The following is a 24,760-nucleotide window of genomic DNA, read 5'->3' on the forward strand; positions in this document are numbered from 1 at the left end:
CGGAGCGTCGTGCTCCGGAACGAAAGAGGATTCACTTCCCACCCGCGCTTGCCGTTCCAGGCTACCGGGTCTTGCACTCCGCCGGCTCCGCTCGTCACGAGAGGACCGGTAGACAGGGTGCGGAGCCGGCGTCTGAGAGCCGGTGGGTGGGGGACGACTCCGATTTCGCCCGGGATGCAGACAGCATCGCGGTGGCCGAATCACATCGTCTAAGGAGCTCCGCATCAGCGATCCCCGTACCAATGAGCGCATCCGCGTCCCCGAGGTCCGCCTCGTCGGCCCCGCGGGTGAGCAGATCGGCGTTGTCCGCATCGAGGCAGCGCTGCGTCTCGCCCAGGAAGCCGATCTCGACCTCGTCGAGGTCGCCCCGAACTCGAAGCCGCCCGTCGTCAAGATCATGGACTACGGCAAGTTCAAGTACGAGGCCGCGCAGAAGGAAAAGGAAGCGCGTCGCAACCAGGCGAACACGATCCTCAAGGAAGTCCGCTTCCGTCTGAAGATCGAGGCGCACGACTACACGACGAAGCTCAAGCGCGCCGAGGGCTTCCTCAAGGCCGGCGACAAGGTCAAGGCCATGATCCTCTTCCGCGGTCGCGAGCAGTCGCGCCCGGAGCAGGGTGTCCGTCTGCTGCGCAAGTTCGCCGAGGACGTCGCCGAGTTCGGCACGGTCGAGTCGAACCCGACCATCGACGGCCGCAACATGGTGATGGTCGTCGCGCCGCACAAGAGCAAGTCCGAGGCGAAGCAGGAGCAGAACGCCGTGCGCGCCGCGAACAAGCAGGCCGCGCGCGACGCGAAGAACGACGCGGACGCCTCCGCGGACGCCAAGGCGGAGTAGGTCCGCCCCCAGAACTCCCGCACCGCGGGTTGACACCGTCGCCTGAGAAGGCGCCATACGAAGGAAGAGAAGATGCCGAAGCAGAAGACCCACTCGGGTGCTAAGAAGCGCTTCAAGATCACCGGCAGCGGCAAGCTGAAGAAGCAGCAGGCCGGGATGCGCCACAACCTCGAGCACAAGTCGAGCCGTCGCACCCGTCGTCTGAACCAGGACCAGGTGCTCGCGAAGGCGGACTTCAAGGTCGCGAAGAAGCTTCTCGGTCGCTGACGCGCCCGATCGCAGGATAGGAACACAGGAAAATGGCAAGAGTCAAGCGGGCGGTCAACGCCCACAAGAAGCGTCGGGTCATCCTCGAGCGCGCCTCCGGCTACCGCGGTCAGCGTTCGCGCCTCTACCGGAAGGCCAAGGAGCAGGTCATCCACTCCCTGGTCTACTCGTACCGGGACCGCCGCAAGCGCAAGGGCGACTTCCGTCGTCTGTGGATCCAGCGCATCAACGCTGCGGCCCGCCAGAACGGCATGACGTACAACCGCTTCATCCAGGGGCTGGGCCTCGCGGGTGTCACGGTCGACCGTCGCATGCTCGCCGATCTCGCGGTGAACGACGCCGCGACGTTCGCGACGCTGGTCGAGACGGCGAAGAAGGCTCTGCCTTCCGACGTCAACGCGCCCAAGTCCGCGGCGTAAGCATCTCGCTTCCGAACGGGCGTCTTCCTCCGGGAAGGCGCCCGTTCCGCGTATCCGGACGGTGTCGGGCTGACCGTAGACTGAGTTCGTGCTGGAGAACCCCCGTTCCCCCCGAGTCCGTGCCGTCGCCAAGCTGACCAAGCGCAGCGCCCGCACCGAGACCGGTCTTTTCCTGCTGGAAGGTCCGCAGTCCGTCCGCGAGGCGCTGACGTACCGCCCGGAGGCGATCGTCGAGCTCTTCGCGACCCCGCACGGCTGGGAGAAGCACGCGGACATCCGCGCGAAGGCGGCGGACGCCGACGTCGAGGTGGAGTACGTGAGCGAGGACGTGCTCAACGCGATGGCCGACACGGTGACGCCCCAGGGACTCGTCGCGGTGGTCCGCCAGACGCCGACCTCGGTCCGCGAGATCTTCGACGGCACGCCGCGCCTCATCGCGATCTGCGAGGAGGTGCGCGACCCCGGCAACCTGGGCACGATCATCCGCGCGGCGGACGCGGCGGGCGCCGACGCGGTGGTGCTGACCGGCCGCACCGTCGACCCGTACAACCCCAAGGTGGTTCGGGCGACGACCGGCTCGCTCTTCCACCTCCCGGTCTCGGTGGGCGGCGAGCTCGACGAGGTCGTCCGGCGGGCGCACGAGGCGGGAATGCAGATCCTCGCGGCGGACGTGAAGGGGGACGACCTCCTCGCCGCACGCGCCGACGGCGTCCTCGGCGAGCCGACCGCGTGGCTGTTCGGCAACGAGGCGCGCGGACTCGAGGACGAGGCTCTGACCAGGGCCGACCGGGTGCTCCGGCTGCCGATCTTCGGGCGTGCGGAGTCGCTGAACCTGGCCACCGCGGCGAGCGTGTGCCTGTACGAGAGCGCGTTCGCCCAACGCGCGGCTCCGGCCGGCTGAGCGTGAGGCGGGGCGCGGGGAGATGAGGATTCTGATCGTCGAGGACGACGAGCGGGTGGCGGGGGCCTTGCAGGCCTTCCTCGCGCGCTCGGGCTATGCCACCGTGCACGCGGCCGATGGGAACGCGGCGCTGGAACACCTCGATGCCGACACCGAGGTCGTGCTGCTCGATCTCGGGCTGCCGGATGTCGACGGCATCGACCTCTGCCGCCGCATCCGCGGGCGCTCCGACGTGCCGATCGTCATCGTCACCGCGCGCAACCAGGTCGCCGAGCGCATCAAGGGACTGCGCGCCGGCGCCGACGACTTCGTGGTGAAGCCCTACGACGTGCACGAGCTCCTGGCGCGGATCGAGGCGGTCACTCGGCGGTCGCGGCCGCTGCGGACGGAGCCGGACACCCGCGTGCTGCTGCATGGCGGCGCGGTGCAGATCGACCTCGTCGCGCGGGAGGTGCAGGTCGGCGGGGTGCCGCTGGCGCTCACCCGCAAGGAGTTCGACATCGTGGGCGTGCTCGCGCGGTATCCGGGTGTCGCGGTGCCGAAGGAGCGCCTCATCCGCGAGGTCTGGAACACCGACTGGCGCGGCTTCGGCCACTCGCTGGAAGTGCATGTGGCGGCCATCCGGAAGAAGAGCGGCGACCGCGCGTTCATCGAGACCGTGCGCGGCGTCGGCTACCGGCTCGCGGGGTCCTGACACGTGCGCCGCCGCCTGACCGTCGTCTTCCTCGTGCCGCTGATCGTGGTGCTCGTCGCGCTCGGCGGCGTGACGGGGTGGAGCGCGGCTCGCAGCGTCCAGCAGTCGTTCTACGCCGAGCAGCTCGGCGACCTCGGGTACTTCGCGACGAGCGCCCGACAGGCGCTGCGCTCCGGGAGCCCGGCGGTGATGGACGCCGAGGTCCGCCGCTTCCAGCAGGTCTACGGGATCGAGGTGACCGTGTTCGATCTCACCGGCAGCCCGTGGGCGGCGGGGGACCACGGAGACACGGTCCTGTCGGAGGGGGATGCGCAGCGGGTGCGGCTGGCGCTCTCCGGACGCCGCGCCGAGCAGCCGACCTCTTCCGCCTGGATCGTGTCCGATGCGGCGCTCGTGGAGCCGGTGTTCGACGACGGCGACGTGATCGGCGCCGTGCTCGTGACCGGAGGCACCCAGACGCCGCAGACCGTCATCCTCCGGCAGGCGCTCGTGCTCGGCCTCATCGTCGTGCTGCTGTGCGCGCTCGGCATCCTCCTGGTCGCCGGGCTGGCCCGTTGGGTGCTCTCCCCGGTGCGCCGCCTCGACGAGACGATGGCGGCGATCGAGCGGGGGGAGATGGACGCGCGGGTGGCCGAGGGCACCGGACCGCCCGAGCTGCGGCGCATGACGCGGGTCTTCAACGGCATGGCCGACGAGATCGAGCGCGTCATGACCCGGCAGCAGGAGTTCGCGCTGAACGCCTCGCACGAGCTGCGGAATCCGCTCAACGCGCTGCTGCTGCGCGTCGAGCACCTCGCGACGGGTCTGGGACGCGAGTGGGACCACGACGTGGAGGAGACGAGGGAGGAGGGCCGGCGGATGGCCCGCATCCTGGAGACCCTCCTCGGCTCGCCCGCGGCGGTCGCACCGACTCCACCATGTCGGCGGTCGATCTCGCCGCCGTCGCCGGACGCCGGGTCGAGGCCTGGCAGGAGGTGGCGGCGCAGCGGGCCATCGTGCTGCGCCGGACGGGGGAGTCGTCGGTCATGACGATCACCGACCGCACCATCGTGGAGAGCGCGCTCGACGCCGCGATCGACAACGCGGTGAAGTACTCGCCGGAGGGCTCGTCCATCGAGGTCGGCGCGCAGCGCGCGGGTGACGAATGCCGTCTCACCGTGCGCGACCACGGCCCCGGACTGTCGCCGGAGGATGCGTCGGCGGCGGCCGATCGCTTCTGGCGGAGCGCGGACAGCGGCGACATGCCGGGGACCGGGCTCGGGCTGGCGATCGCGACCGACCTCCTCGCGACGGTCGGGGGCGAGCTGCGGGTGCAGGGGGCCGACGGCGGCGGGCTCCTCGTGGCCCTCGTCCTCCCGACGGAGGCGGCGGCATGAGCGCGTGGGGGCGGCGTGTCGTCGCCGGCATGCTCGCGCTGGTCACCGCCGTCGGGCTGAGCGCGTGCAGCCCGCGCTCCGCGGACTGGACGGACACCGTCGCCGTGCTCGCCGCCGGCAGCCCCACCGGTGTCTACCACGACTACGGCAGCCACCTCGCGGCCGAGCTGTCGCGTGAGCTCGACGTCGACCTCACGGCGGAGGTGACGGCGGGATCGGTGGACAACCTGTTGCGCGTGAGCGCGGGGGACGCCCTCCTCGGCTTCGCGCAGGGTGATGCGGCGGCGGATGCGGTGGCGGGGACGGGCGCCTTCACCGAGGCCTTGGACGTGCAGGCGATCGCCCGTCTCTACGACGAGTACCTGCAGATCGTCGTGCGCGACGACTCGGCCCTGGACGACCTGGCCGACCTCTCCGGGCGGAGGATCTCCCTCGGAGCCGAGAACTCGGGGGTGAACGTCATCGCCACCCGGGTGCTCCACGCTGCCGGCGTCGCCGCCGACGCGATCGACGATCCGCAGCTCGACCTCGGCGGGTCCATCGCCGCCATGGAGCGCGGCGAGATCGACGGCTTCTTCTGGGTGGGCGGGCTGCCGACGCCCGGAATCGCGGACCTCGCGGAGACCGTGGATGTGCGCCTGCTCCCGGTCGAGCAGGACTGGGTGAACGCGGTCAACGAGCGGTACTCCCACGCGTATCGGCCCGCCGACGTGCCTGCGGGCACCTACGGACTCGACGTCTCCGTCACGACGATGGCGGTGCCGAACTACCTCGTCACCGCCGGGAGCACCCCGACCGGCGTCGTCCACGATCTCGTCGCGGGCCTGTTCGCCGCGCGTACCGCGCTCGCGGCCGACGTGCCGGCGGCGGCGCTGCTGGACCGTCGGTCGGCGATCTTCACCGGACCGGTGCCCCTGCACCCCGGTGCCGAGCAGTACTACCGCGACCTGCGCCGGTGACCGGCGCCCCCTCAAGAAATCCTCAAGATCCCTGACAGCCGTGCGCCGGCTCTGCCAGGGTGAGGTCGATCGCACACGATCGGACACCTGCTGCCTGCTGTCGCTGGGAGCGTGGCAGCAGGGCGATCCCGCGGCCCGAGGGGGCGGGCCGTGGGGTGCCCCTGCGAGGATGCATTGGCGCCGCGATCAGGTGATTACGAACGTGTAAACCTCACCGTGGTGCCTGGAACCGCGCGCATCGCGTGGCTAGTTTGGAGAAATGATGACCTCTGAAACCCCGCTCGTCGTCGTCGAGAACGTCCAGAAGCACTACGGCGAGTTCCAGGCGCTCAGCGACATCGACCTCACCGTCAACGCGGGGGAGGTCGTCGTCGTGATCGGCCCCTCCGGCTCGGGCAAGTCGACGCTCTGCCGCACGATCAACCGTCTGGAGACCATCACCAGCGGCTCGATCCGCATCGATGGCAAGGAACTGCCCGCGGAGGGCAAGGCGCTCGCGCACCTGCGCGCCGACGTCGGCATGGTCTTCCAGTCCTTCAACCTCTTCGCGCACCTCACGATCCTCGAGAACGTGACGCTCGGCCCGATCAAGGTCCGCGGCCTGAAGAAGTCCGACGCCGAGGCGGAAGCCATGATGCTCCTCAAGCGCGTCGGCGTCGCGCAGCAGGCGAACAAGCTCCCCGCGCAGCTCTCCGGCGGCCAGCAGCAGCGCGTCGCGATCGCACGGGCCCTCGCCATGCAGCCGAAGGTCATGCTCTTCGACGAGCCGACAAGCGCGCTCGACCCGGAGATGATCAACGAGGTCCTCGACGTCATGGTCGAGCTCGCCCAGGAGGGCATGACCATGATCGTCGTCACCCACGAGATGGGCTTCGCCCGCAAGGCGGCCGATCGCGTCGTCTTCATGGCGGACGGCCGGATCGTCGAGGAGGCCAAGCCCGAGGAGTTCTTCACGAACCCGAAGAGCGACCGCGCCAAGGACTTCCTCTCGAAGCTCCTCACGCACTGACTTCCCAGACCCAGCACCCACAGCACAGCACACGAAGGAGACGCACATGCGACGCACACGGACACTGGCCGGATTCGGGATCGCCACGGTGGCGCTGCTCGCGCTCACGGCCTGCAACAGCGGCACGCCGTCGAGCACCGGCACGTCGGGAAGCGACGAGGGCGACACCTCGAGCAGCACGCCCTGGACCGTCGAGGAGGACGTCACGATCGAGGGGAGCCCCACGTTCGACCGCATCTCCTCGTCGGGCACCGTCAAGGTGGGCGTCAAGGAGGACCAGCCCGGTCTCGGCTACCTCGACCCCGTGACCGGGGAGCGGACCGGCTTCGACGTCGACATCGCCCGCTGGATGGCGGCGTCCCTCGGAGTCGACCCGGAGAAGATCGAGTTCCAGGCGATCGCCTCCGCGAACCGCGAGCAGGCCATCGTCAACGGTGACATCGACTACTACGTCGGCACCTACTCCATCACGGACAAGCGCAAGGAGCAGATCGCCTTCGCCGGTCCCTACTTCGTCACCGGCCAGGGCCTCCTCGTCGCCGCCGACAGCGACATCGCGAGCGTCGACGACCTGGACTCCTCGACGACGGTCTGCTCGGCGACGGGTTCGACGCCGATCCAGAACATCAAGGAGAACTACCCCGAGGTGAAGACGAAGGAGTACGACACGTACTCCAAGTGCGTCGAGGACCTCAAGAACGGTCAGGTCGACGCGGTCACCACCGACGAGGCCATCCTCATCGGCTACGCGGCGCAGGACCCCGACAACCTCAAGGTCGTCGGCGAGCCGTTCAGCGAGGAGCGCTACGGCATCGGTGTGGCGAAGGGCGACGACGCGCTCGTCGAGTACTTCAACACGCAGCTCACCGACGGTGGCGACATCTGGCAGCAGATCTTCGACAACAACCTCGGCGCCTCCGGTGTGAAGGCCGAGCAGCCCGAGGTCGACCCGGTCGGTTGATCTCTCCGGGGGCGGTCGGTCCGACCGGCCGCCCCCGTCCTCCTCGGCGTCGATCTGACGCGGAAACGAACCGAAAGGCACAGCAGTGGGAGTGATCTCGGACCACCTCGACCTCTGGGGTGAAGCGCTGTGGGGAACCATCGCGCTGTTCCTCGGCGGTGGCCTCATCGCCGTGGTGCTCGGACTCATCGTCGGAGCGGCCCGCGTGTCCCCGGTCCCGATCGCGCGCGGCGTGGGCGCCGTGTACGTGAACTGGATCCGGAACACCCCGCTCACGCTGGTGATGTTCTTCTTCGCGTTCTGCCTTCCGATCCTGCTGGGGGAGCGGGTCAACTCCCTGCTGCTGGCCACGATCGCCCTCGGCATCTACACCGCCACGTACGTCGCGGAGGCGATCCGCGCCGGCATCAACACGGTGCCGGTCGGACAGGCGGAGGCGGCACGCGCCATCGGCCTCAACTTCGGCCAGGTCATGCGCTTCGTCGTGCTGCCCCAGGCCACGCGGTCCGTGGTCCCGCCGCTCATGAGCGTGCTGATCGCCCTCATGAAGAACACCACGGTGGCCGCCGGCTTCTCGGTGGTCAACCTCGGCACGATCCGGGCGGCGCTCAGCGAGCGGGGCGAGAACGCCCTTGTCGTGCTGCTCTGGGTGATGGTCATCTTCGTCGTGCTCGTGCTGCTCCTGAGCTGGGTGCAGCGCGTGCTCGAGAACAAGTGGAGGATCGCGCGATGAGTTCCGTCCTGTTCGACGTCCCGGGCCCCGCGCGTCGCCCGCAACCGGATCATCGGTGCCGTCACGATCCTCGTCGTCCTCGCCGTGCTCGGCTGGGTGGTCTGGCGCCTGTACGCCACCGGCCAGTTCTCCGCGGAGAAGTGGAACATCTTCACCTACTCGGCGGTCTGGGTGCGTTTCGGGGAGGGCCTGCTCAGCACGCTCTCCGCCTTCGCCGTCGCCGGTGTCGGCTCGCTGGTCCTCGGCTTCGTCCTCGGCATCGGCCGCCTCTCCGAGCACGCCTGGGTGCGCGAACCGGTGCGGTGGATCATCGAGATCATGCGGGCGATCCCCGTCCTGATCCTCATGATGCTGCTGTACTACGGCCTTCCGGTGATCGGCATCCGGATGCCCCCGTACTACGCGGTGGTCATCGCGCTCATCGTCTACAACGGCTCCGTGCTCGCGGAGGTGCTCCGCGCCGGGATCGAGTCGCTGCCGCGCGGACAGAAGGAGGCCGGCTACGCGATCGGCCTGCGCAAGACCGGGGTCATGTACTTCATCCTCATCCCGCAGGCCGTCCGGGCGATGATGCCCGTGATCATCGCGCAGCTCGTGGTGGCCCTGAAGGACACCGCGCTCGGCTTCATCATCACGTACCAGGAGCTGCTGTACGTCATCAACCAGATCGGCAACCAGGCGCCCTACGGGTCGCCGCTGATCCCCGCCGCGATCGTCGGCGGCTCGATGTACGTCGCGGTCTGTCTGGTGCTGTCCTACATCGCCTACCGCCTGCAGCGTCGGGCGAAGCGCTCGGCCAAGGCCGGACCGGACGAGGCGGACCCTCGCCAGCACGACGGCGAGACGAACACGTCGCTCATCGTGGCGCAGCGCGGGCTGGGCAAGTTCGACGCCAACAGCTCCGGCGCTTCCGGCCTCTGAGCCGCTACCGGCGCGGGGCGCCCGTCCCGCGCCGGTAGACTCGACTCCCGTGTCAGAGTCTCCGGAAATCACCCCCGAAGCGGTCGAAGCCGCTGTCGCCGACGCCCTCGCGGCGATCGACGCGGCCGCCGACACCGCCGCGCTGAAAGCCGCCCGTGCGGCGCACGTCGCGGAGGGATCGCCGCTCGCGGTCCTGAACGCCTCGATGCGCCAGGTCGCCCCCGAGAACAAGGCCGCGTTCGGCAAGCTCGTCGGCCAGGGCCGCGGTCGTGTGAACCAGGCGCTCGCGGCGAAGGAGGCCGAGCTGGCCGCCGCCGAGGTCGCCGCGCGCCTGGAGGCCGAGCGCGTCGACATCACCGCCGTCCCGTCGCGGACGCGTGTGGGCGCCCGGCACCCGCTCGCTCTCCTGCAGGACCACGTCGAGGACATCTTCGTCGGCATGGGGTGGGAGATCGCGGAGGGGCCGGAGCTCGAGCACGAGTGGTTCAACTTCGACGCGCTGAACTTCGACGTCGACCACCCCGCCCGCCAGGAGCAGGACACCTTCTACGTCGACCCGACCTCGCGCCACCTCGTCATGCGCACGCACACGAGCCCGGTGCAGGTGCGGTCGATGCTGAACCGCGAGGTCCCCATCTACGTGCTGTGCCCGGGCCGCGTGTACCGCACCGACGAGTTCGACGCCACGCACCTCCCCGTCTTCACGCAGTTCGAGGGACTGGTCGTCGACAAGGGCATCACGATGGCGCATCTCAAGGGCACGCTCGACCACTTCGCGAAGCAGCTCTTCGGTCCGGAGGCCAAGACCCGCTTCCGCACGAACTACTTCCCCTTCACCGAGCCCTCCGCCGAGCTCGACCTGTGGCACCCGACCTTCAAGGGCGGCGCGCGCTGGATCGAGTGGGGCGGCTGCGGCATGGTCAACCCGAACGTGCTGCGCGCGGCCGGGATCGACCCCGAGGTGTACAGCGGCTTCGCGTTCGGCATGGGCATCGAGCGGGGCCTGATGTTCCGCAGCGATGTGCAGGACATGCGCGACATGGCCGAGGGCGATGTCCGTTTCAGCGAGCAGTACGGGATGGTGGTGTGATGCGCGTCCCGCTTTCGTGGCTGCGTGAGTACGTCGATCTGGCAGCGGATGCCACGCCCGAGGACGTCCTCGCGGCGCTGGTGACCGTCGGCTTCGAAGAGGAGGACGTGCACCGCTTCGACATCACGGGTCCCGTGGTGGTCGGCCAGGTCGTCTCGCTCGAGCCAGAGCCCCAGTCGAACGGCAAAACGATCAACTGGTGCCAGGTCGACGTCGGCCCCGAGCACGGCGGTGTCCGCGGGATCGTCTGCGGCGCGCACAACTTCGTCGCCGGCGACAAGGTCGTCGTGACCCTGCCCGGCGCCGTGCTTCCCGGTCCGTTCCCGATCGCCGCCCGCAAGACCTACGGTCACGTCTCCGACGGCATGATCGCCTCCGCGCGCGAGCTGGGTCTCGGCGACGAGCACAACGGCATCGTCGTGCTGAGCGACCTCGGCATCGATGCGCCCGTGGGCACGGACGCGATCGCGCTGCTGGGCCTCGACGACGTCGCGGTGGAGATCAATGTGACGCCGGACCGCGGCTACGCGTTCTCGGTGCGCGGCGTCGCCCGTGAGTACTCCCACGCCACGGGGGCGGCCTTCCGCGACCCCGCCGAGCGCGACTTCGCCGAGCTGCAGCCCGGTTCCGGACACACGGCCGTGGTCGACGACCAGGCGCCGGTGCGCGGCAAGGTCGGCGCGAGCGAGTTCGTCACCCGGGTCGTGCGCGACGTCGATCCGTCGCGGCCCACCCCGCCGTGGATGATCGCGCGCCTGAGCCTCGCGGGCATGCGGTCGCTGGGTGTGCTCATCGACATCACGAACTACGTCATGCTCGAGCTCGGGCAGCCGCTGCACGGCTACGACCTCGACAAGCTCACGGGCGGCATCACCGTCCGGCGTGCGACGCCGGGGGAGAAGATGACCACGCTCGACGGCGTGGAGCGGAAGCTGCACGTCGAAGACCTCCTCATCACCGACGACTCCGGCCCCATCGGCCTCGCCGGTGTCATGGGCGGCGGCACCACCGAGATGAGCGACACCACGCGGAACGTGCTCATCGAGGCGGCGACCTTCGACGCGACGACCATCGCCCGCACGGCCCGCCGGCACAAGCTCCCGAGCGAGGCGTCCAAGCGCTTCGAGCGCGGCGTCGACCCGCTGATCCCGTTCGTCGCGGCCCGGCGCGCGGCCGACCTCATGGTCGAGCTCGCCGGTGGCACGCTCACGGAGGAAGGTGGCGCGCTCTTCGCCGAGGTCTTCGTCGCCGAGATCGAGCTCCCGCGCGGTTTCGTGCAGGGACTGATCGGCGTCGACTACACCGACGACGAGATCACCGGGGCGCTCACGACGATCGGGGCGGAGGTCAGCCCTTCGACAGGCTCAGGGACCCAGGCGGACGGCGAAGGGGCCCAGGGCGGGTGGACGGTCATCCCGCCGACCTGGCGCCCGGACCTCACCGACAAGTGGACGCTCGCCGAGGAGGTCGCCCGCATCCACGGGCTCGACCGCATCCCCGCGGTGCTGCCGACGCCGCCGTCCGGCCGCGGCCTCACGGCCCACCAGCAGGGGCGTCGCCGCGTGGCGAACGCTCTCGCAGCCGCCGGGTTCGTGGAGACTCCGGCGTTCCCGTTCACGACCGAGGCGCAGAACGATCTGCACGGCTCCGCGTCCGGTGAGCACCTGCCCAGCATCCGCCTCGCGAACCCGCTCGACGGGCAGGTGCCGTTCCTGCGGCGCTCGCTCATCCCGGGTCTGCTGCAGACCGCGCACCGCAACATCTCGCGCGGGCTCACGGATCTCGTGCTGTTCGAGACCGGGGCCGTGTTCGTCCCGGAGCCCGGCGTGGAGTACGGCACCGCCGAGGTCCCGCCGCTGGGTGTCCGGCCGTCGGATGAGGTGCTCGCCGAGCTCGACGCCTCCATCCCCCCGCAGGAGCGCCACGTCGCGGTGCTGCTGACCGGCAATGTGTCGCCGCGTCAGCCGGGTCGTGCCGCCGAGGCCGCCGGGCTCGTCGAGGCGCTCGACGCGGTCCGCGTGATCGGGGCCGCCGCGGGCATCGAGATCGACGTCGTGCAGACGCAGCGCGCCGCGCTCCATCCCGGACGCACCGGTGCGCTGGTCGCCGCCGGCGAGGAGATCGGCTATGTCGGCGAGCTGCATCCCGCCGTCGCGGAGGAGGCCGACCTGCCCGGCCGCGCCACCGTACTGGAACTCGACCTCGACCGGCTGCTCACGCTCGCCGGAGGACGCATTGTTGCGGCGTCGCTGTCCACGTTCCCGGCCGCGACGCAGGACGTCTCGCTCACGCTGCCGGCCGAGGTGCCGGCGGGCGAGGTCCGCGCGGCTCTCATCGAGGGCGCCGGCGCGCTGCTGGAGTCGGTCCGGCTCGTGGACGACTACCGCGGCGAGGGCGTGCCCGAGGGATCGAAGTCGCTGACGTTCGCCCTGCGCTTCCGGGCCGACGACCGCACGCTGACCGCCGCGGAGGCCTCCGAGGCGAAGATGGCGGGCGTCGCCGTCGCCGCGGAGCGCTTCGGCGCCGCCCTCCGCGACTGATCGGGAGAGCGCACGGCCCCTTTCCGGGGAGCCGTGCGCTCTCGCGATAGCGTGGCCGGATGACGAGCCTCCTCCTGCAGCCCACGCCACCCTCGGTCCCCGCCGGAGCGCGATCGCTCGGGGAGGGACCGTTCCTCTCGCCGGGTGCGGAGCTCGACTGGCACTACCGCAAGCCGGGGTGGACCACGGGGGAGGCGGCGACCGTCACCCCCATGCGCGTCGTCCGTGACGATGAGCGCGGTCTCGTCGCGTGGCTCGCCGCCGGGACGCGGCAGGAAGGCCAGGGCACGCGGGACGGGGAGCGCATCCGGACCGTCCCGCTCGATCGGCGGTGGCGGGAGCCCCGGCGCCGGATCGTCGAGGAGTGGTGGGGCAACGGCATCCTGCGCATCGCGCCCGCGGGAGTGCCGTGGTCGGTCTGGCTGTTCTGGAGCTCGGTCACCGGGACGACGTGGGACTTCGCCGGCTGGTACGTCAACCTCGAGAACGCGCACCTGCGCACCGACAGTGCCACCTACACCTCCGATCACGTCCTCGACGTCGAGATCGCACAGGACGGGCGCGTGGCGATGAAGGACGAGGACGAGCTGGTCGCCGCCGTCGACCAGGGACGGCTGACCGCCGCGCAGGCCGCGCAGATCGAGCGGCACGCGGTCGCGGCCATCGCGTCGTTCCATGCCGGCGACTGGCCGTTCGATCGGGAGTGGATCGACTGGCGACCGGACCCGTCGTGGACGATCCCGGTGTTGGACGGCCTCGACCAGATCGTCGTCCCCGACCGCTTCGGGGCCGGCCTCCGCGACGGCGCCGAGCCCGCGCGGCATCAGGCGTTCGCGCGGCATCAGGCGACAGCAGCGCCCACGGCCTGAGCTCGCGTGAGGGCCTGAGCTCGCGCGGTGGGCGGTGTTCGCGAGGTGGCCTGTGTTCGCGTGAGGGCCTGTGTTCGCGTGGTGGCCTGTGCTCGCGTGATGGCCTGTGCTCGCGCGGTGGCCTGTGTCGCTCCGCTCTGAGCGGAGGCCCTTCCCCCGAGTCGTCGATCCTGATGACATGGGCACATGACGGATGTGCTGATCCTGGGGGGAACCGGATGGCTGTCGGGGCGCATCGCCGCGCACGCGTTGGGGGCGGGGGCGTCGGTGACCTGCCTCGCCCGCGGCGGGCGGCCGGCGCCACCGGGAGCGACCCTCGTGCTCGCCGACCGCGACGACGAGGACGCCTATGACGTCGTCTCGCGGACGGACTGGGACCACGTCGTCGACGTCTCCTCCCGCGTCGATCACGTCTCCGGGGCGGTCCGCGCACTCGGCGACCGTGCCGCCCGGTGGACCTACATCTCGTCGATGTCGGTGTACCGCGACGACATGACGGTCGGAACGGACGAGTCGGCCCCGCGGCACCCGGCGGCGCAGGCCGGTGAGGACGACGACTACGCGCGGCAGAAGGTCGCGGCGGAGGACGCCGTGCAGGAGGGCCTCGGCGACCGCGCGCTCCTCGTCCGTCCCGGCCTCATCGTCGGCGACGGCGACCCGAGCGATCGCTTCGGCTACTGGGTGACGGCGTTCCTCCGGGCCCTGGACGAGCCGGTGCTGCTCCCGCCGCTCGACGGGCGCACGGCGCAGGTCATCGACGTCGAGGACGTCGCCGCCTTCGTCGTGTCCGCCACCGTCACCGGTGCCGTCAACGCGATCGGCGACGTGCGCGACCTGGAGGACGTGCTGCGTACGGTGCGCGCTTCCACCGGGCACACCGGTCCGGTCGTCGTCGGCACGGAGGAGCGTCTCGTCGCGGAGGGTGTCGCGTACTGGGCGGGGTCGCGCTCGCTCCCGCTGTGGCTGCCGCCCGAGATGAGCGGATTCATGACCCGCTCGAACGCGCGGTACCGGCGCAGCGGAGGCAGGATCCGGCCCCTCGACGAGACGGTGGAACGCGTCGTGGCGGACGAGCGCGAACGGGGCGTGGGCCGGGAGCGTCGCGCCGGACTCACGCGGACGGAGGAGCGGGCGCTGCTCAACGCCTTCGCTCGCTAGACTGCGAGGCAGTGACACGGGGTGCCGCATCCGCGGCTGAGATCACACCCGTCGAACCTGATCTAGTTCGTACTAGCGAAGGGATGTCGCAATGAGCGATCCTGTGCGTCCGGAATCCGTCCTCGACCTCGCTGTCACGGCGGGAAGGCTGCGGGAGGAGGTCCGGGCTGCGCCGCCGTTGACGCACTGCCTCACGAACGCCGTCGTGACGGGGTTCACCGCCAACGTGCTGCTCGCGCTCGGTGCGGCGCCGGCCATGGTAGACATCATCGGCGAGGCCGAGCCGTTCGCCGCTGCCGCCTCGGGGCTCCTCGTCAACCTCGGGACGCCGACCCCGGAGCAGCGGGAGGCGAGTCGGGAAGCCGTGGCCGGAGCGCTCGCCGCCGCCACGCCCTGGGTGCTCGATCCCGTCGCGATCGGCACGCTCCCGGTGCGGACGGCACTGGCCCACGAGCTGGCCGCGCGGCGCCCGACCGCCATCCGCGGCAACGCGTCGGAGATCCTCGCGCTCGCCGGGCACAGCACGGCGGCCGCGGCGGTCGACGCGACGGACGGCACCGAGGCGGCGGCCTCGTCTGCGCGCGAGCTCGCCGACCGGTACGGCTCCGTGGTCGCCGTCTCCGGCCCGGTCGACCTCCTCACCGACGGGGAACGGGTGATCCGCATCGCCAACGGGCACGAGCTGCTCACGCGGGTGACGGGCGGCGGCTGCGCGCTGGGGGCCGTGATGGCGGCCTTCCTCGGGGCGTCCCGCGGTAGCGGGACCGATGCGCTGACGGCGGTGGCCGCGGCGACCCTCGTCTACACGGTCGCGGCCGAGCAGGCGGCGGAGACCTCCCGCGGACCGGGCAGCTTCGCCGTCGGACTGCTCGATGCGCTGTCCGCCGTGACCCCAGCGGATCTCCGGGACCGCGCCCGCGTCGAGGAGGAGACCCGATGACCGTCGACCTGTCCCTCTACCTCGTCACCGATCGGTCGCTGTGCGGCGCACGCGGGGTGGTCGCGACCGTCCGCGAAGCGGTGGCCGGCGGCGTCCGCATCGTGCAGCTGCGCGACAAGGAGGCGACGGACGAGGAGACCGTCGTGCAGCTCCTCGCTTTGTCCGCGGCCATCGACGGTCGTGCGCTGCTCGTCGTGAACGATCGCCTCGATGCGGCTGTCGAGGCCCGTCGTCGCGGCGCCAGGGTGGACGGGGTGCACCTCGGTCAGGCGGACGCCTCGGTGCTCCGCGCGCGCGAGCTCCTCGGCCCGGAGGCCCTGATCGGGCTGACCGCGAACACCTCCGCGCACCTCGAGGAGGTCGCCGCGCTGCCGCCCGGCACGGTCGACTACCTCGGGGTCGGCGTGATCCGCCCCACGCGCACCAAGCCCGACCACCCGGCCCCGCTCGGCATCGACGGCTTCGCCGCGTTCGCCGCGCGCAGTGCGCTGCCGTGCGTCGCGATCGGCGGGGTGGAGCTCGACGACACGGCGGCGCTGCGCGCGGCCGGCGCGGCCGGGATCGCGGTGGTGTCGGCGCTGTGCGGCGGCGGCGACCCCCGGACAGCCGCCGCGGCCTTCCGTCGGCGCTGGCTCGGGCGGGCGGTGCCGCACGTGCTCAGCATCGCCGGCAGCGATCCGTCCGGGGGCGCGGGCATCCAGGCCGACCTCAAGGCGATCGCCGCGAACGGGGGCTACGGCATGGCGGCCCTGACGGCCCTGACCGCCCAGAACACGCAGGGCGTCCGCGCCGTGCACGTTCCTCCCGCGGACTTCCTCCGGGCGCAGCTCGACGCCGTCGGTGACGACATCCGCATCGACGCCGTGAAGGTCGGCATGCTCGCGGACGTGGAGGTGATCCGGACGGTCGCCGCGTGGCTCCGAGACACACAGCCCCCGATCGTCGTGCTCGACCCGGTCATGATCGCGACCTCGGGGGATCGGCTGCTCCACCCCGATGCGGAGCGCGAGCTGCGGAGCCTGCTGTCCCTGGCGACCGTGGTCACCCCGAACCTCGCCGAGCTCGCGGTGCTCGTCGGTCACGAGGTGACGGACTGGGCGGACGCGCTCGCCGCGGCGCGAGAGCTGTCGGCCGCGATGGGGACCGCGGTGCTGGTGAAGGGCGGGCATCTGCCCGGGGACGAGGCACCGGACGCCCTGATCGACACGGCAGCCGGTACGCACGCCGAGTTCCCCGGCGCGCGCATCCGCACGGCGAACACCCACGGCACCGGCTGCTCGCTGTCCGCGGCTCTGGCCACACGACTGGCGACGGGCGACGATCCCGCGACTGCGGTGCGCGCCGCGCGCGCCTGGTTGCGGGAGTCCCTCCGCGCGGCGGACGACCTGGAGATCGGGCGAGGACACGGCCCGATCCATCCCTTCTCGGGACTCTGGGCGCGCGGCGGGGTCGAGACCCGGCCGACACCGGAGGAGGTGGCCGCGGCCTGGTGGGACGAGACCGCCGCGATCCGCCGCGACATCGACGCGCTGCCCTTCGTGCGCGCGCTCGCCGGGGGGACCCTCGACCGCGACGCCTTCGTCTTCTACCTCGCGCAGGATGCCCTCTACCTCCGCGAGTACGCCCGGGTGCTCGCGGAGGCGTCACGTCTCGCTCCGACCCCCGACGAGCAGGCGTTCTGGGCCGAGGCCGCGCACGGCGCGATCCGCGGCGAGCTGGAGCTGCACGCGTCGTGGCTGACCCCGGAGACCGGGGTGAGCGGCGCGACCTTCGCCGCCGAGCCCGCCCCGGCCACGGTCGCCTACCTCGACCACCTGCGTGCCGTCGCCTTCGGCGGGGACTACGCCACGGTGATCGCGGCCGTGCTGCCGTGCTTCTGGCTCTACACCGACCTGGGGGAGCGGCTCCATACCGGAGCGTTCGGCGCGGCGCCCCGCGACCCCCGGCATCCCTATGCATCGTGGCTGGCGACCTACGCGGATCCGGCTTTCGCGGAGGCCACCCGGCAGGCCGTCGCGCATGTCGCCGCCGCGGCCGCGAGGGCCGACGACACCGGCCGAGAGCGGATGCGGCGAGCCTTCCTCGCATCGAGCGCGCACGAACGGGCCTTCTTCGCCGCACCGGTCGCGCGCGCTGTCGTGTGACGCCCCGGATTTGCGGTGCCGAACACGCCCGCGCTATCGTCGCCGCATGCCTTCGGTCGCCACCGCTCCTTCGACGCTCGTCCCGAGCGTCATCGCCGTGCGCCGACGTCGCGGCCGCCGATTCTAGGCGACCCCGCCCTTCTGCCTGCGTCCGCGCGGCGGTCGAGTGCCGGTGTCGCCGCCTCCGGCCCCGCCCCCGGTCCCGAGATCGTCGAGGACCCGACCGTTAAGGTAGAAGCATGACGTATTCCGTCGCCGTCTCCGGCGCCTCCGGCTACGCAGGCGGCGAGATCCTGCGCCTCCTGGCCGCTCACCCCGACGTCGAGATCCGCACCGTCACGGCGCACTCGAACGCCGGACAGCCCCTCGTCGCCCATCAGCCGCACCTCCGTTCACTCGCCCACCTGACGCTGCAGGACACCACACCCGAGGTCCTCGCCGGACACGACATCGTGTTCCTGGCCCTCCCGCACGGCCAGTCCGGGCAGTACACGGACGCCCTCGGCGACACCCCGCTGGTGATCGACGCCGGAGCGGACCACCGGCTCACCTCGTCGGCGGAGTGGGACGCGTTCTACGGCGGGTCCTTCCATGAGCCGTGGACGTACGGCGTGCCCGAGCTCCTCGTCGGAGGGGGCAAGCAGCGGGACGCGCTCCGCAGCGCGACCCGGATCGCCGCACCCGGGTGCAACGCCTCCACGGTGAGCCTGAGCCTCGCCCCCGGTGTCGCGGCCGGCGTGATCGACCCGGGCGACATCGTCTCCGTCCTGGCCGTCGGCCCGTCCGGGGCGGGCAAGAGCCTGAAGACGAACCTCCTCGCCAGCGAGATCCTCGGCTCCGCGAACCCCTATGCCGTCGGCGGCACGCACCGCCACATCCCGGAGATCCGTCAGGCGCTCGCCGCCGCCCGCCCTTCGACGGGCTCAGGGACCCAAGACATCCGGATCTCGTTCACTCCGGTCCTCGTGCCGATGTCGCGCGGCATCCTCGCCACGTCCACAGCGCCGATCGTCGAGGGTGTGAGCGACGCCGAGATCCGTCAGGCATGGGAGAGCGCCTACGGCGACGAGACCTTCGTCCAGCTGCTGCCGGAGGGGAGCTTCCCGCGCACGGCCGACGTGCTCGGGGCGAACACGGCCCTCCTCGGCCTCGCGATCGACCGCGCCGCGAACCGCGTGACGGTGGTCACCGCCGTCGACAACCTCGTCAAGGGCACCGCCGGAGCTGCCGTCCAGTCCATGAACATCGCGCTGGGGCTTCCCGAGACCCGCGCCCTCTCAGTGAACGGAGTCGCCCCGTGAGCGTCACCGCCCCCGCAGGATTCGAGGCGGCCGGGGTCGCCGCCGGACTCAAGTCCACCGGCAAGCCCGATGTCGCCGTCGTGGTCAACCGCGGCCCCCGCAAGGTCGGCGCCGCCGTCTTCACGAGCAACCGCGCCAAGGCCAACCCCATCATCTGGTCGCAGCAGGCCGTCGCGGACCGCGTGGTCGAGGCCGTCGTCCTCAACTCCGGCGGTGCGAACTGCTTCACCGGGAGCTTCGGGTTCCAGACGACCCACCAGACCGCGGAGAAGGCGGCCGAACTGCTCGGCATCAGCGCGGGCGACGTGCTCGTCTGCTCCACGGGGCTCATCGGGACGGGGGACGAGGTCTTCCGCGAGAAGGTCCTCGCGGGCACCGCGCAGGCGATCACCGAGCTGAGCGCGGACGGCGGGGAGAGCGCCGCGCACGCCATCATGACCACGGACACGGTCGCGAAGACCGCTGTGGTGACCCGCGACGGCTGGACGATCGGCGGCATGGCGAAGGGCGCGGGCATGCTCGCCCCGGGTCTGGCGACGATGCTCGTGGTGCTCACCACCGACGCCGTGCTCGAACCGCTCCAGGCCGACGAGGCGCTGCGCCGGGCGACGGGGCGCACGTTCGACCGCCTCGACTCCGACGGCTGCATGTCGACCAACGACCAGGTGACGCTGCTCGCCAACGGCGCCTCCGAGGTCGTCCCCGACCTCGACGACTTCGCCGAGGCGCTCACCGCGCTCTGCCAGGAGCTCGCGGTCAAGCTGCAGGGCGACGCGGAGGGCGCGAGCCACGACATCACGATCGAGGTGCAGCACGCCGTCTCCGAGCAGGACGCCGTCGAGGTCGGCCGCTCGGTCGCCCGCAACAACCTGTTCAAGGCGGCCATCTTCGGCAACGACCCGAACTGGGGCCGCGTCCTCGCGGCGATCGGCACGACGGCCGCGCAGTTCGACCCCTACGACGTCGACGTGTGGATGAACGGTGTCCGCGTCTGCACCGCCGGCGGGCCGGACCGCCCCCGTGAGGAGGTCGACCTGACGCCGCGGGCCACGCACCTGATGATCGACCTCAAGGTCGGAGAGGCCACCGCCACGGTGCTCACCAACGACCTCACCCACGACTACGTGCACGAGAACAGCGCCTACGCCTCATGACCGACATCCAGGACACCACGCCGGACATCGCGGCGCAGAAGGCCACCACCCTCATCGAGTCGCTGCCGTGGCTGAAGAAGTTCCGCGACCAGATCGTCGTCGTCAAGTACGGCGGGAACGCCATGGTCTCGGACGAGCTGCAGGAGGCCTTCGCCCAGGACATCGCGTACCTCCGCTACGTCGGTGTGCAGCCCGTGGTCGTGCACGGCGGCGGGCCGCAGATCTCCGACATGCTGCAGCGGCTGGAGATCCCCAGCGAGTTCAAGGGCGGGTACCGCGTCACCAACACCGAGGCCATCGGCGTCGTGCGGATGGTCCTCACCGGCCAGGTGAACCCGCAGCTCGTCTCGAAGATCAACTCGCACGGCCCCATCGCCACCGGACTCAGCGGCGAGGACGCCGGGCTCTTCGGCGGCCGCCGTCGGGGTGTGATGATCGACGGCGAGGAGGTGGACCTCGGCCGCGTGGGCGACGTGGTCCAGGTCGACCCGACACCGGTGCTCGATCACCTCGCCGCAGGGCGGATCCCGGTCGTGTCGAGCATCGCGCCCGACCTCGACCACCCGGGGCAGTCGCTCAACGTCAACGCGGATGCCGCGGCCGCCGCGCTGGCCGTGGCCCTCGGTGCGCGCAAGCTCGTCATCCTCACCGACGTGCCGGGGCTGTACGCCGACTGGCCCAACCGGGACTCGCTCGTGTCGCACCTGACGTCGGACGCGCTCGTCGAGATGCTTCCGCGCCTCGAGTCGGGGATGATCCCGAAGATGCGCGCGTGCCTCGATGCGGTCGAGGGCGGCGTCGACGCGGCGGCGATCATCGACGGACGGGTGCCGCACTCGGTGCTCGTCGAACTGTTCACCAGCAAGGGAATCGGGACCGAAGTGGTCCTGGGAGAGAAAGGGGCGACGGCATGACCGTCTGGCAGGACGACGCGGCACGTGATCTCGTGCTCAACGCGGGGGAGCGCCTCGCGCTGCTGACCCGCGGTGAGGGCTCGTACCTGTGGGACGCCGAAGACCGACGCTACCTCGACTTCCTCGCCGGCATCGCGGTGACCTCCCTCGGCCACGCGCACCCGGTGTTCGTCGATGCGGTGTCCCGGCAGGCCGCCACCCTCGCGCACGTCTCCAACTACTTCGCGACCCCGCCGCAGCTCGCGCTCGCCGCCCGACTCAAGCGCCTTGCCGGCGCGGGGATCGATGGTCGCGTGTTCTTCTCGAACTCGGGTGCCGAGGCCAACGAGGCCGCGTTCAAGCTCGCCCGTCTGCACGGCGGGGCGGAGCGTCCGCGCATCCTCGCACTGGAGAACGGCTTCCACGGCCGGACGATGGGCTCGCTCGCGCTCACGGCCAAGGAGTCGATGCGTGCGCCGTTCGCGCCGATGCCCGGAGGCGTGGAGCACATCCCGGCCACGATCGAAGCGCTGGAGGCCGCGATGGACGACCGGGTCGCCGCCGTCATCGTGGAGCCGATCCAGGGTGAAGCCGGTGTCGTCGAGCTGCCCGAGGGCTACCTCGCCGCGGCACGCTCGCTGACCCTCGCGCATGGCGCCCTGCTCATCGTCGACGAGATCCAGACCGGCGCGGGCCGGACCGGCGCCTGGTTCGGATTCAGCCACGAGGGCATCACGCCCGACGCCATCACGCTCGCGAAGGGCATCGGCGGCGGATTCCCGATCGGCGCCCTCGTCACCTACGGGGCCGCGAGCGCCCTGTTCACCCCCGGTTCGCACGGCTCCACGTTCGGCGGCAACCCGCTCGCGACGGCCGTGGCGGACGCGGTGCTGGCCGAGATCGAGCGCGCCGACCTCGTCGACAACGCCGCGCGCCGTGGCGCAGAGCTGCGGGACATCATCCTCGGCATCGACTCCCCGCTGGTCGGCGGCGTCCGCGGCCGCGGACTCCTCGTGGGCGTCGCGCTCTCGCAGCCCGTGGCGGGTGCGGTGGTCGCCGCCGCGCAGGACCGCGGTCTCATCGTCAACGCCGCCAACCCCGAGACCGTGCGCGTCGCGCCGGCGCTCACCATCGGCGACACGGAGCTGGCGGAGTTCCGCGAGCTGTTCGCCGCCGCTCTCTCCGACGTCCACACCTCCGCCACCGGAAAGGTCCCCGCATGACCCGCCACCTGCTGCGCGACGACGATCTGACGCCCGCCGAGCAGGCGGAGATCCTCGATCTCGCGCTCGAGCTCAAGAAGGATCGCTGGGCGGACAAGAGCCTCGCCGGCCCGCAGACCGTCGCCGTGATCTTCGACAAGTCGTCCACCCGGACGCGCGTCTCGTTCGCCGTCGGTATCGCCGACCTCGGCGGCACGCCGCTCATCATCTCCACGGCGAGCAGCCAGCTCGGCGGGAAGGAGACGCCGTCCGATACGGCCCGCGTGCTCGAGCGCCAGGTCGCCGCGATCGTGTGGCGGACCTACGCGCAGTCGGGGCTGGAGGAGATGGCCGCCGGCACCCGGGTCCCCGTGATCAATGCGCTGTCCGACGACTTCCACCCCTGCCAGCTCCTCGCCGACCTGCTGACGATCCGTGAGCACAAGGGCGACCTCAAGGGCCTCACGCTGACGTTCTTCGGCGACGGCCAGAGCAACATGGCGCACTCCTACGCGCTCGCGGGCGTCACGGCCGGCATGCACGTGCGCATCGCCTCGCCGGAGGACTACGCGCCGCGCGCCGACGTGATCGAAGCGGCCGACCGCCGCGCCGGGGAGACCGGCGGATCGATCACGCTCTTCACCGACCCGGTCGAGGCGGCCGCCGGCGCCGACGTCGTCGTCACCGACACCTGGGTGTCGATGGGCAAGGAGGAGGAGAAGCTCGCGCGGATCCGCGATCTCGGGGGCTACAAGGTCACGCCCGAGACCATGGAGCTCGCGCACGACGACGCGATCTTCATCCACTGCCTGCCCGCTGACCGCGGCTACGAGGTGGACTCCGCGGTCATCGACGGTCCGCAGAGCGTGGTGTGGGACGAGGCGGAGAACCGCCTGCACGCCCAGAAGGCCCTGCTGGTCTGGCTTCTCGGGAAGAAGGACGCGTGATGGCCGGTTCGCACGAAGGCACCAACGAGGGCGCGCTCTGGGGCGCGCGGTTCGCCACCGGTCCGTCGCCGGAGCTCGTCGAGCTGAGCCGGTCGACGCACTTCGACTGGATCCTGGCGCCGTACGACATCGCGGGATCCCACGCGCATGCCACGGCGCTGGCCGCCGCGGGGTACCTGGAGCCGGATGAGGCCGCCCGGATGCACGAGGGCCTCGACGCCGTCGCGCGCAAGGTCGCCGACGGCACCCTGCAGCCGCTGCCCACCGACGAGGACGTGCACGGCGCACTCGAGCAGGCGCTGATCGCCGAGCTGGGTCCGGAGCTGGGCGGACGCCTCCGCGCCGGCCGCAGCCGGAACGACCAGATCGCCACGCTCGTGCGGATGTACCTGATCGACCACGCCCGGGTGATCGCGCGCGACCTGCTGCGCGTGATCGATGCGCTCGTGGCACAGGCGGAGGCGCATCCCGACGCGATCCTGCCCGGCCGCACGCACCTGCAGCACGCACAGCCGGTGCTGCTCGCCCATCACCTCCAGGCCCACGCCTGGCCGCTGGTGCGCGAGCTCGAGCGCCTCGTCGACTGGCGCCGTCGCGCCGGTGTCTCGCCGTACGGCGGGGGAGCACTCGCGGGGTCGACCCTGGGCCTGGATCCCGCGCTCGTCGCGACGGAGCTCGGCCTCGACCGGCCGGCGGAGAACTCCCTCGACGGCACCGCTGCGCGGGACGTCGTGGCGGAGTTCGCGTTCATCGCGGCGATGACGGGGGTCGACCTCTCCCGCCTGTCCGAGGAGATCATCCTCTGGAACACGCGGGAGTTCGGCTTCGTCACCCTCGACGACGGCTACTCCACGGGATCCAGCATCATGCCGCAGAAGAAGAACCCGGACATCGCCGAGCTCGCGCGCGGCAAGTCCGGGCGTCTCATCGGCAACCTGTCCGGCCTGCTGGCGACCCTCAAGGGCCTGCCCCTCGCGTACAACCGCGATCTGCAGGAGGACAAGGAGCCGGTGTTCGACTCGGTGCGGACGCTCGAGGTCGTGCTGCCGGCGTTCGCCGGGATGATCGCGACGCTGCGTTTCCACACGGAGCGGATGGCCGCGCTCGCCCCCCAGGGGTTCTCCCTGGCGACGGATGTCGCCGAGTGGCTGGTGAAGCGGCGCGTGCCGTTCCGCGACGCCCACGAGATCTCCGGCGCGCTCGTCCGTGCCTGCGAGGAGCAGGGGATCGGGCTGGAGGACGCCTCCGACGAGCTGCTGCTGTCGGTGTCGCCGCACCTCGTCCCCGAGGTCCGCGAGGTGCTCACGATCGAGGGCTCCGTCGCGTCGCGCACGGGCGTCGGCGGCACCGCTCCGGAGCGCGTGGCCGAGCAGCGCGCGGAGCTCGTCGCCCGCGCGCAGGCCGCTGCGCACGCGCTCGGCCTGTAATCGCTCCGGCGGCGGCC

Annotated in this window: 23 protein-coding genes, 1 pseudogene and 1 riboswitch; all 24 genes and pseudogenes read left to right on the forward strand. The window is 71.3% G+C overall.

Going from position 1 to position 24,760, the window contains the following annotated elements; translation table 11 throughout:
- The first annotated feature begins 223 nt into the window (after positions 1-223).
- The 24 genes and pseudogenes from infC (at position 224) to argH (ending at position 24,743) form a co-directional block, all read left to right on the forward strand.
- On the forward strand, positions 224-838 hold the full coding sequence (gene infC / locus AC2W7E_RS07725) for a translation initiation factor IF-3 (protein ID WP_102209100.1): 615 nt from the start codon (positions 224-226) through the stop codon (positions 836-838).
- A gap of 72 nt (positions 839-910) precedes the next feature.
- Positions 911-1,105 (forward strand): 50S ribosomal protein L35, encoded by a 195-nt coding sequence (rpmI, locus tag AC2W7E_RS07730; protein WP_025105280.1) that lies wholly within the window; start codon positions 911-913, stop codon positions 1,103-1,105.
- Positions 1,106-1,137: 32 nt separating this feature from the next.
- A complete protein-coding gene (gene rplT / locus AC2W7E_RS07735; protein ID WP_025105279.1) occupies positions 1,138-1,524 on the forward strand; it encodes a 50S ribosomal protein L20 in 387 nt (128 codons plus the stop codon).
- A gap of 88 nt (positions 1,525-1,612) precedes the next feature.
- Positions 1,613-2,425: a TrmH family RNA methyltransferase gene (locus AC2W7E_RS07740; protein WP_062764629.1), complete on the forward strand. Its 813-nt coding sequence runs from the start codon at positions 1,613-1,615 to the stop codon at positions 2,423-2,425.
- Positions 2,426-2,447: 22 nt separating this feature from the next.
- On the forward strand, positions 2,448-3,119 hold the full coding sequence (locus tag AC2W7E_RS07745; protein ID WP_025105277.1) for a response regulator transcription factor: 672 nt from the start codon (positions 2,448-2,450) through the stop codon (positions 3,117-3,119).
- 3 nt (positions 3,120-3,122) lie between these two features.
- The gene (locus AC2W7E_RS07750; protein ID WP_485988857.1) at positions 3,123-4,148 is read left to right on the forward strand and encodes a HAMP domain-containing protein; all 1,026 of its coding nucleotides are present in this window, start codon (positions 3,123-3,125) and stop codon (positions 4,146-4,148) included.
- Complete coding sequence (locus AC2W7E_RS07755; RefSeq protein WP_485988858.1) at positions 4,145-4,495, forward strand: sensor histidine kinase; 351 nt, start codon at positions 4,145-4,147, stop codon at positions 4,493-4,495. The genes AC2W7E_RS07750 and AC2W7E_RS07755 overlap by 4 nt, the downstream gene beginning before the upstream one ends.
- A complete protein-coding gene (locus AC2W7E_RS07760; RefSeq protein ID WP_485988859.1) occupies positions 4,492-5,454 on the forward strand; it encodes a TAXI family TRAP transporter solute-binding subunit in 963 nt (320 codons plus the stop codon). Before AC2W7E_RS07755 ends, AC2W7E_RS07760 begins: the two co-directional genes overlap by 4 nt.
- A 262-nt stretch (positions 5,455-5,716) precedes the next feature.
- Positions 5,717-6,463: an amino acid ABC transporter ATP-binding protein gene (locus AC2W7E_RS07765; protein ID WP_025105274.1), complete on the forward strand. Its 747-nt coding sequence runs from the start codon at positions 5,717-5,719 to the stop codon at positions 6,461-6,463.
- A gap of 46 nt (positions 6,464-6,509) precedes the next feature.
- Positions 6,510-7,424: a glutamate ABC transporter substrate-binding protein gene (locus AC2W7E_RS07770; protein WP_025105273.1), complete on the forward strand. Its 915-nt coding sequence runs from the start codon at positions 6,510-6,512 to the stop codon at positions 7,422-7,424.
- Positions 7,425-7,509: 85 nt separating this feature from the next.
- Positions 7,510-8,157, forward strand: a complete 648-nt coding sequence (locus tag AC2W7E_RS07775) for an amino acid ABC transporter permease (protein WP_062636670.1) — start codon at positions 7,510-7,512, stop codon at positions 8,155-8,157.
- Positions 8,154-9,078, forward strand: a pseudogene (locus AC2W7E_RS07780) (amino acid ABC transporter permease). Before AC2W7E_RS07775 ends, AC2W7E_RS07780 begins: the two are co-directional and overlap by 4 nt.
- A gap of 49 nt (positions 9,079-9,127) precedes the next feature.
- Positions 9,128-10,168, forward strand: a complete 1,041-nt coding sequence (gene pheS, locus AC2W7E_RS07785; protein ID WP_025105270.1) for a phenylalanine--tRNA ligase subunit alpha — start codon at positions 9,128-9,130, stop codon at positions 10,166-10,168.
- Positions 10,168-12,708, forward strand: coding sequence for a phenylalanine--tRNA ligase subunit beta (pheT, locus tag AC2W7E_RS07790; RefSeq protein WP_485988860.1), 2,541 nt, complete (start codon positions 10,168-10,170; stop codon positions 12,706-12,708). Before pheS ends, pheT begins: the two co-directional genes overlap by 1 nt.
- A gap of 59 nt (positions 12,709-12,767) precedes the next feature.
- The gene (locus AC2W7E_RS07795; RefSeq protein ID WP_315107964.1) at positions 12,768-13,577 is read left to right on the forward strand and encodes a DUF402 domain-containing protein; all 810 of its coding nucleotides are present in this window, start codon (positions 12,768-12,770) and stop codon (positions 13,575-13,577) included.
- A gap of 186 nt (positions 13,578-13,763) precedes the next feature.
- On the forward strand, positions 13,764-14,735 hold the full coding sequence (locus tag AC2W7E_RS07800; RefSeq protein WP_485988861.1) for an NAD-dependent epimerase/dehydratase family protein: 972 nt from the start codon (positions 13,764-13,766) through the stop codon (positions 14,733-14,735).
- 7 nt (positions 14,736-14,742) lie between these two features.
- A riboswitch (TPP riboswitch) is annotated at positions 14,743-14,836 on the forward strand.
- A complete protein-coding gene (gene thiM / locus AC2W7E_RS07805; RefSeq protein ID WP_485988862.1) occupies positions 14,827-15,675 on the forward strand; it encodes a hydroxyethylthiazole kinase in 849 nt (282 codons plus the stop codon). (Overlaps the previous riboswitch by 10 nt.)
- A complete protein-coding gene (locus tag AC2W7E_RS07810) occupies positions 15,672-17,819 on the forward strand; it encodes a bifunctional hydroxymethylpyrimidine kinase/phosphomethylpyrimidine kinase (RefSeq protein WP_485988863.1) in 2,148 nt (715 codons plus the stop codon). Before thiM ends, AC2W7E_RS07810 begins: the two co-directional genes overlap by 4 nt.
- Before the next feature lie 239 nt (positions 17,820-18,058).
- On the forward strand, positions 18,059-19,120 hold the full coding sequence (argC, locus tag AC2W7E_RS07815) for an N-acetyl-gamma-glutamyl-phosphate reductase (RefSeq protein WP_485988864.1): 1,062 nt from the start codon (positions 18,059-18,061) through the stop codon (positions 19,118-19,120).
- Positions 19,117-20,274, forward strand: a complete 1,158-nt coding sequence (gene argJ, locus AC2W7E_RS07820; RefSeq protein WP_101844878.1) for a bifunctional glutamate N-acetyltransferase/amino-acid acetyltransferase ArgJ — start codon at positions 19,117-19,119, stop codon at positions 20,272-20,274. The genes argC and argJ overlap by 4 nt, the downstream gene beginning before the upstream one ends.
- A complete protein-coding gene (gene argB, locus AC2W7E_RS07825; protein WP_025105262.1) occupies positions 20,271-21,188 on the forward strand; it encodes an acetylglutamate kinase in 918 nt (305 codons plus the stop codon). The genes argJ and argB overlap by 4 nt, the downstream gene beginning before the upstream one ends.
- Positions 21,185-22,390, forward strand: a complete 1,206-nt coding sequence (locus AC2W7E_RS07830) for an acetylornithine transaminase (protein ID WP_249520849.1) — start codon at positions 21,185-21,187, stop codon at positions 22,388-22,390. The genes argB and AC2W7E_RS07830 overlap by 4 nt, the downstream gene beginning before the upstream one ends.
- Complete coding sequence (gene argF, locus AC2W7E_RS07835; protein ID WP_025105260.1) at positions 22,387-23,316, forward strand: ornithine carbamoyltransferase; 930 nt, start codon at positions 22,387-22,389, stop codon at positions 23,314-23,316. The genes AC2W7E_RS07830 and argF overlap by 4 nt, the downstream gene beginning before the upstream one ends.
- Complete coding sequence (gene argH / locus AC2W7E_RS07840) at positions 23,316-24,743, forward strand: argininosuccinate lyase (protein ID WP_249520848.1); 1,428 nt, start codon at positions 23,316-23,318, stop codon at positions 24,741-24,743. The genes argF and argH overlap by 1 nt, the downstream gene beginning before the upstream one ends.
- Positions 24,744-24,760: the final 17 nt, after the last annotated feature.

Source organism: Microbacterium sp. CFSPD4_SD4 (genome assembly GCF_057364585.1).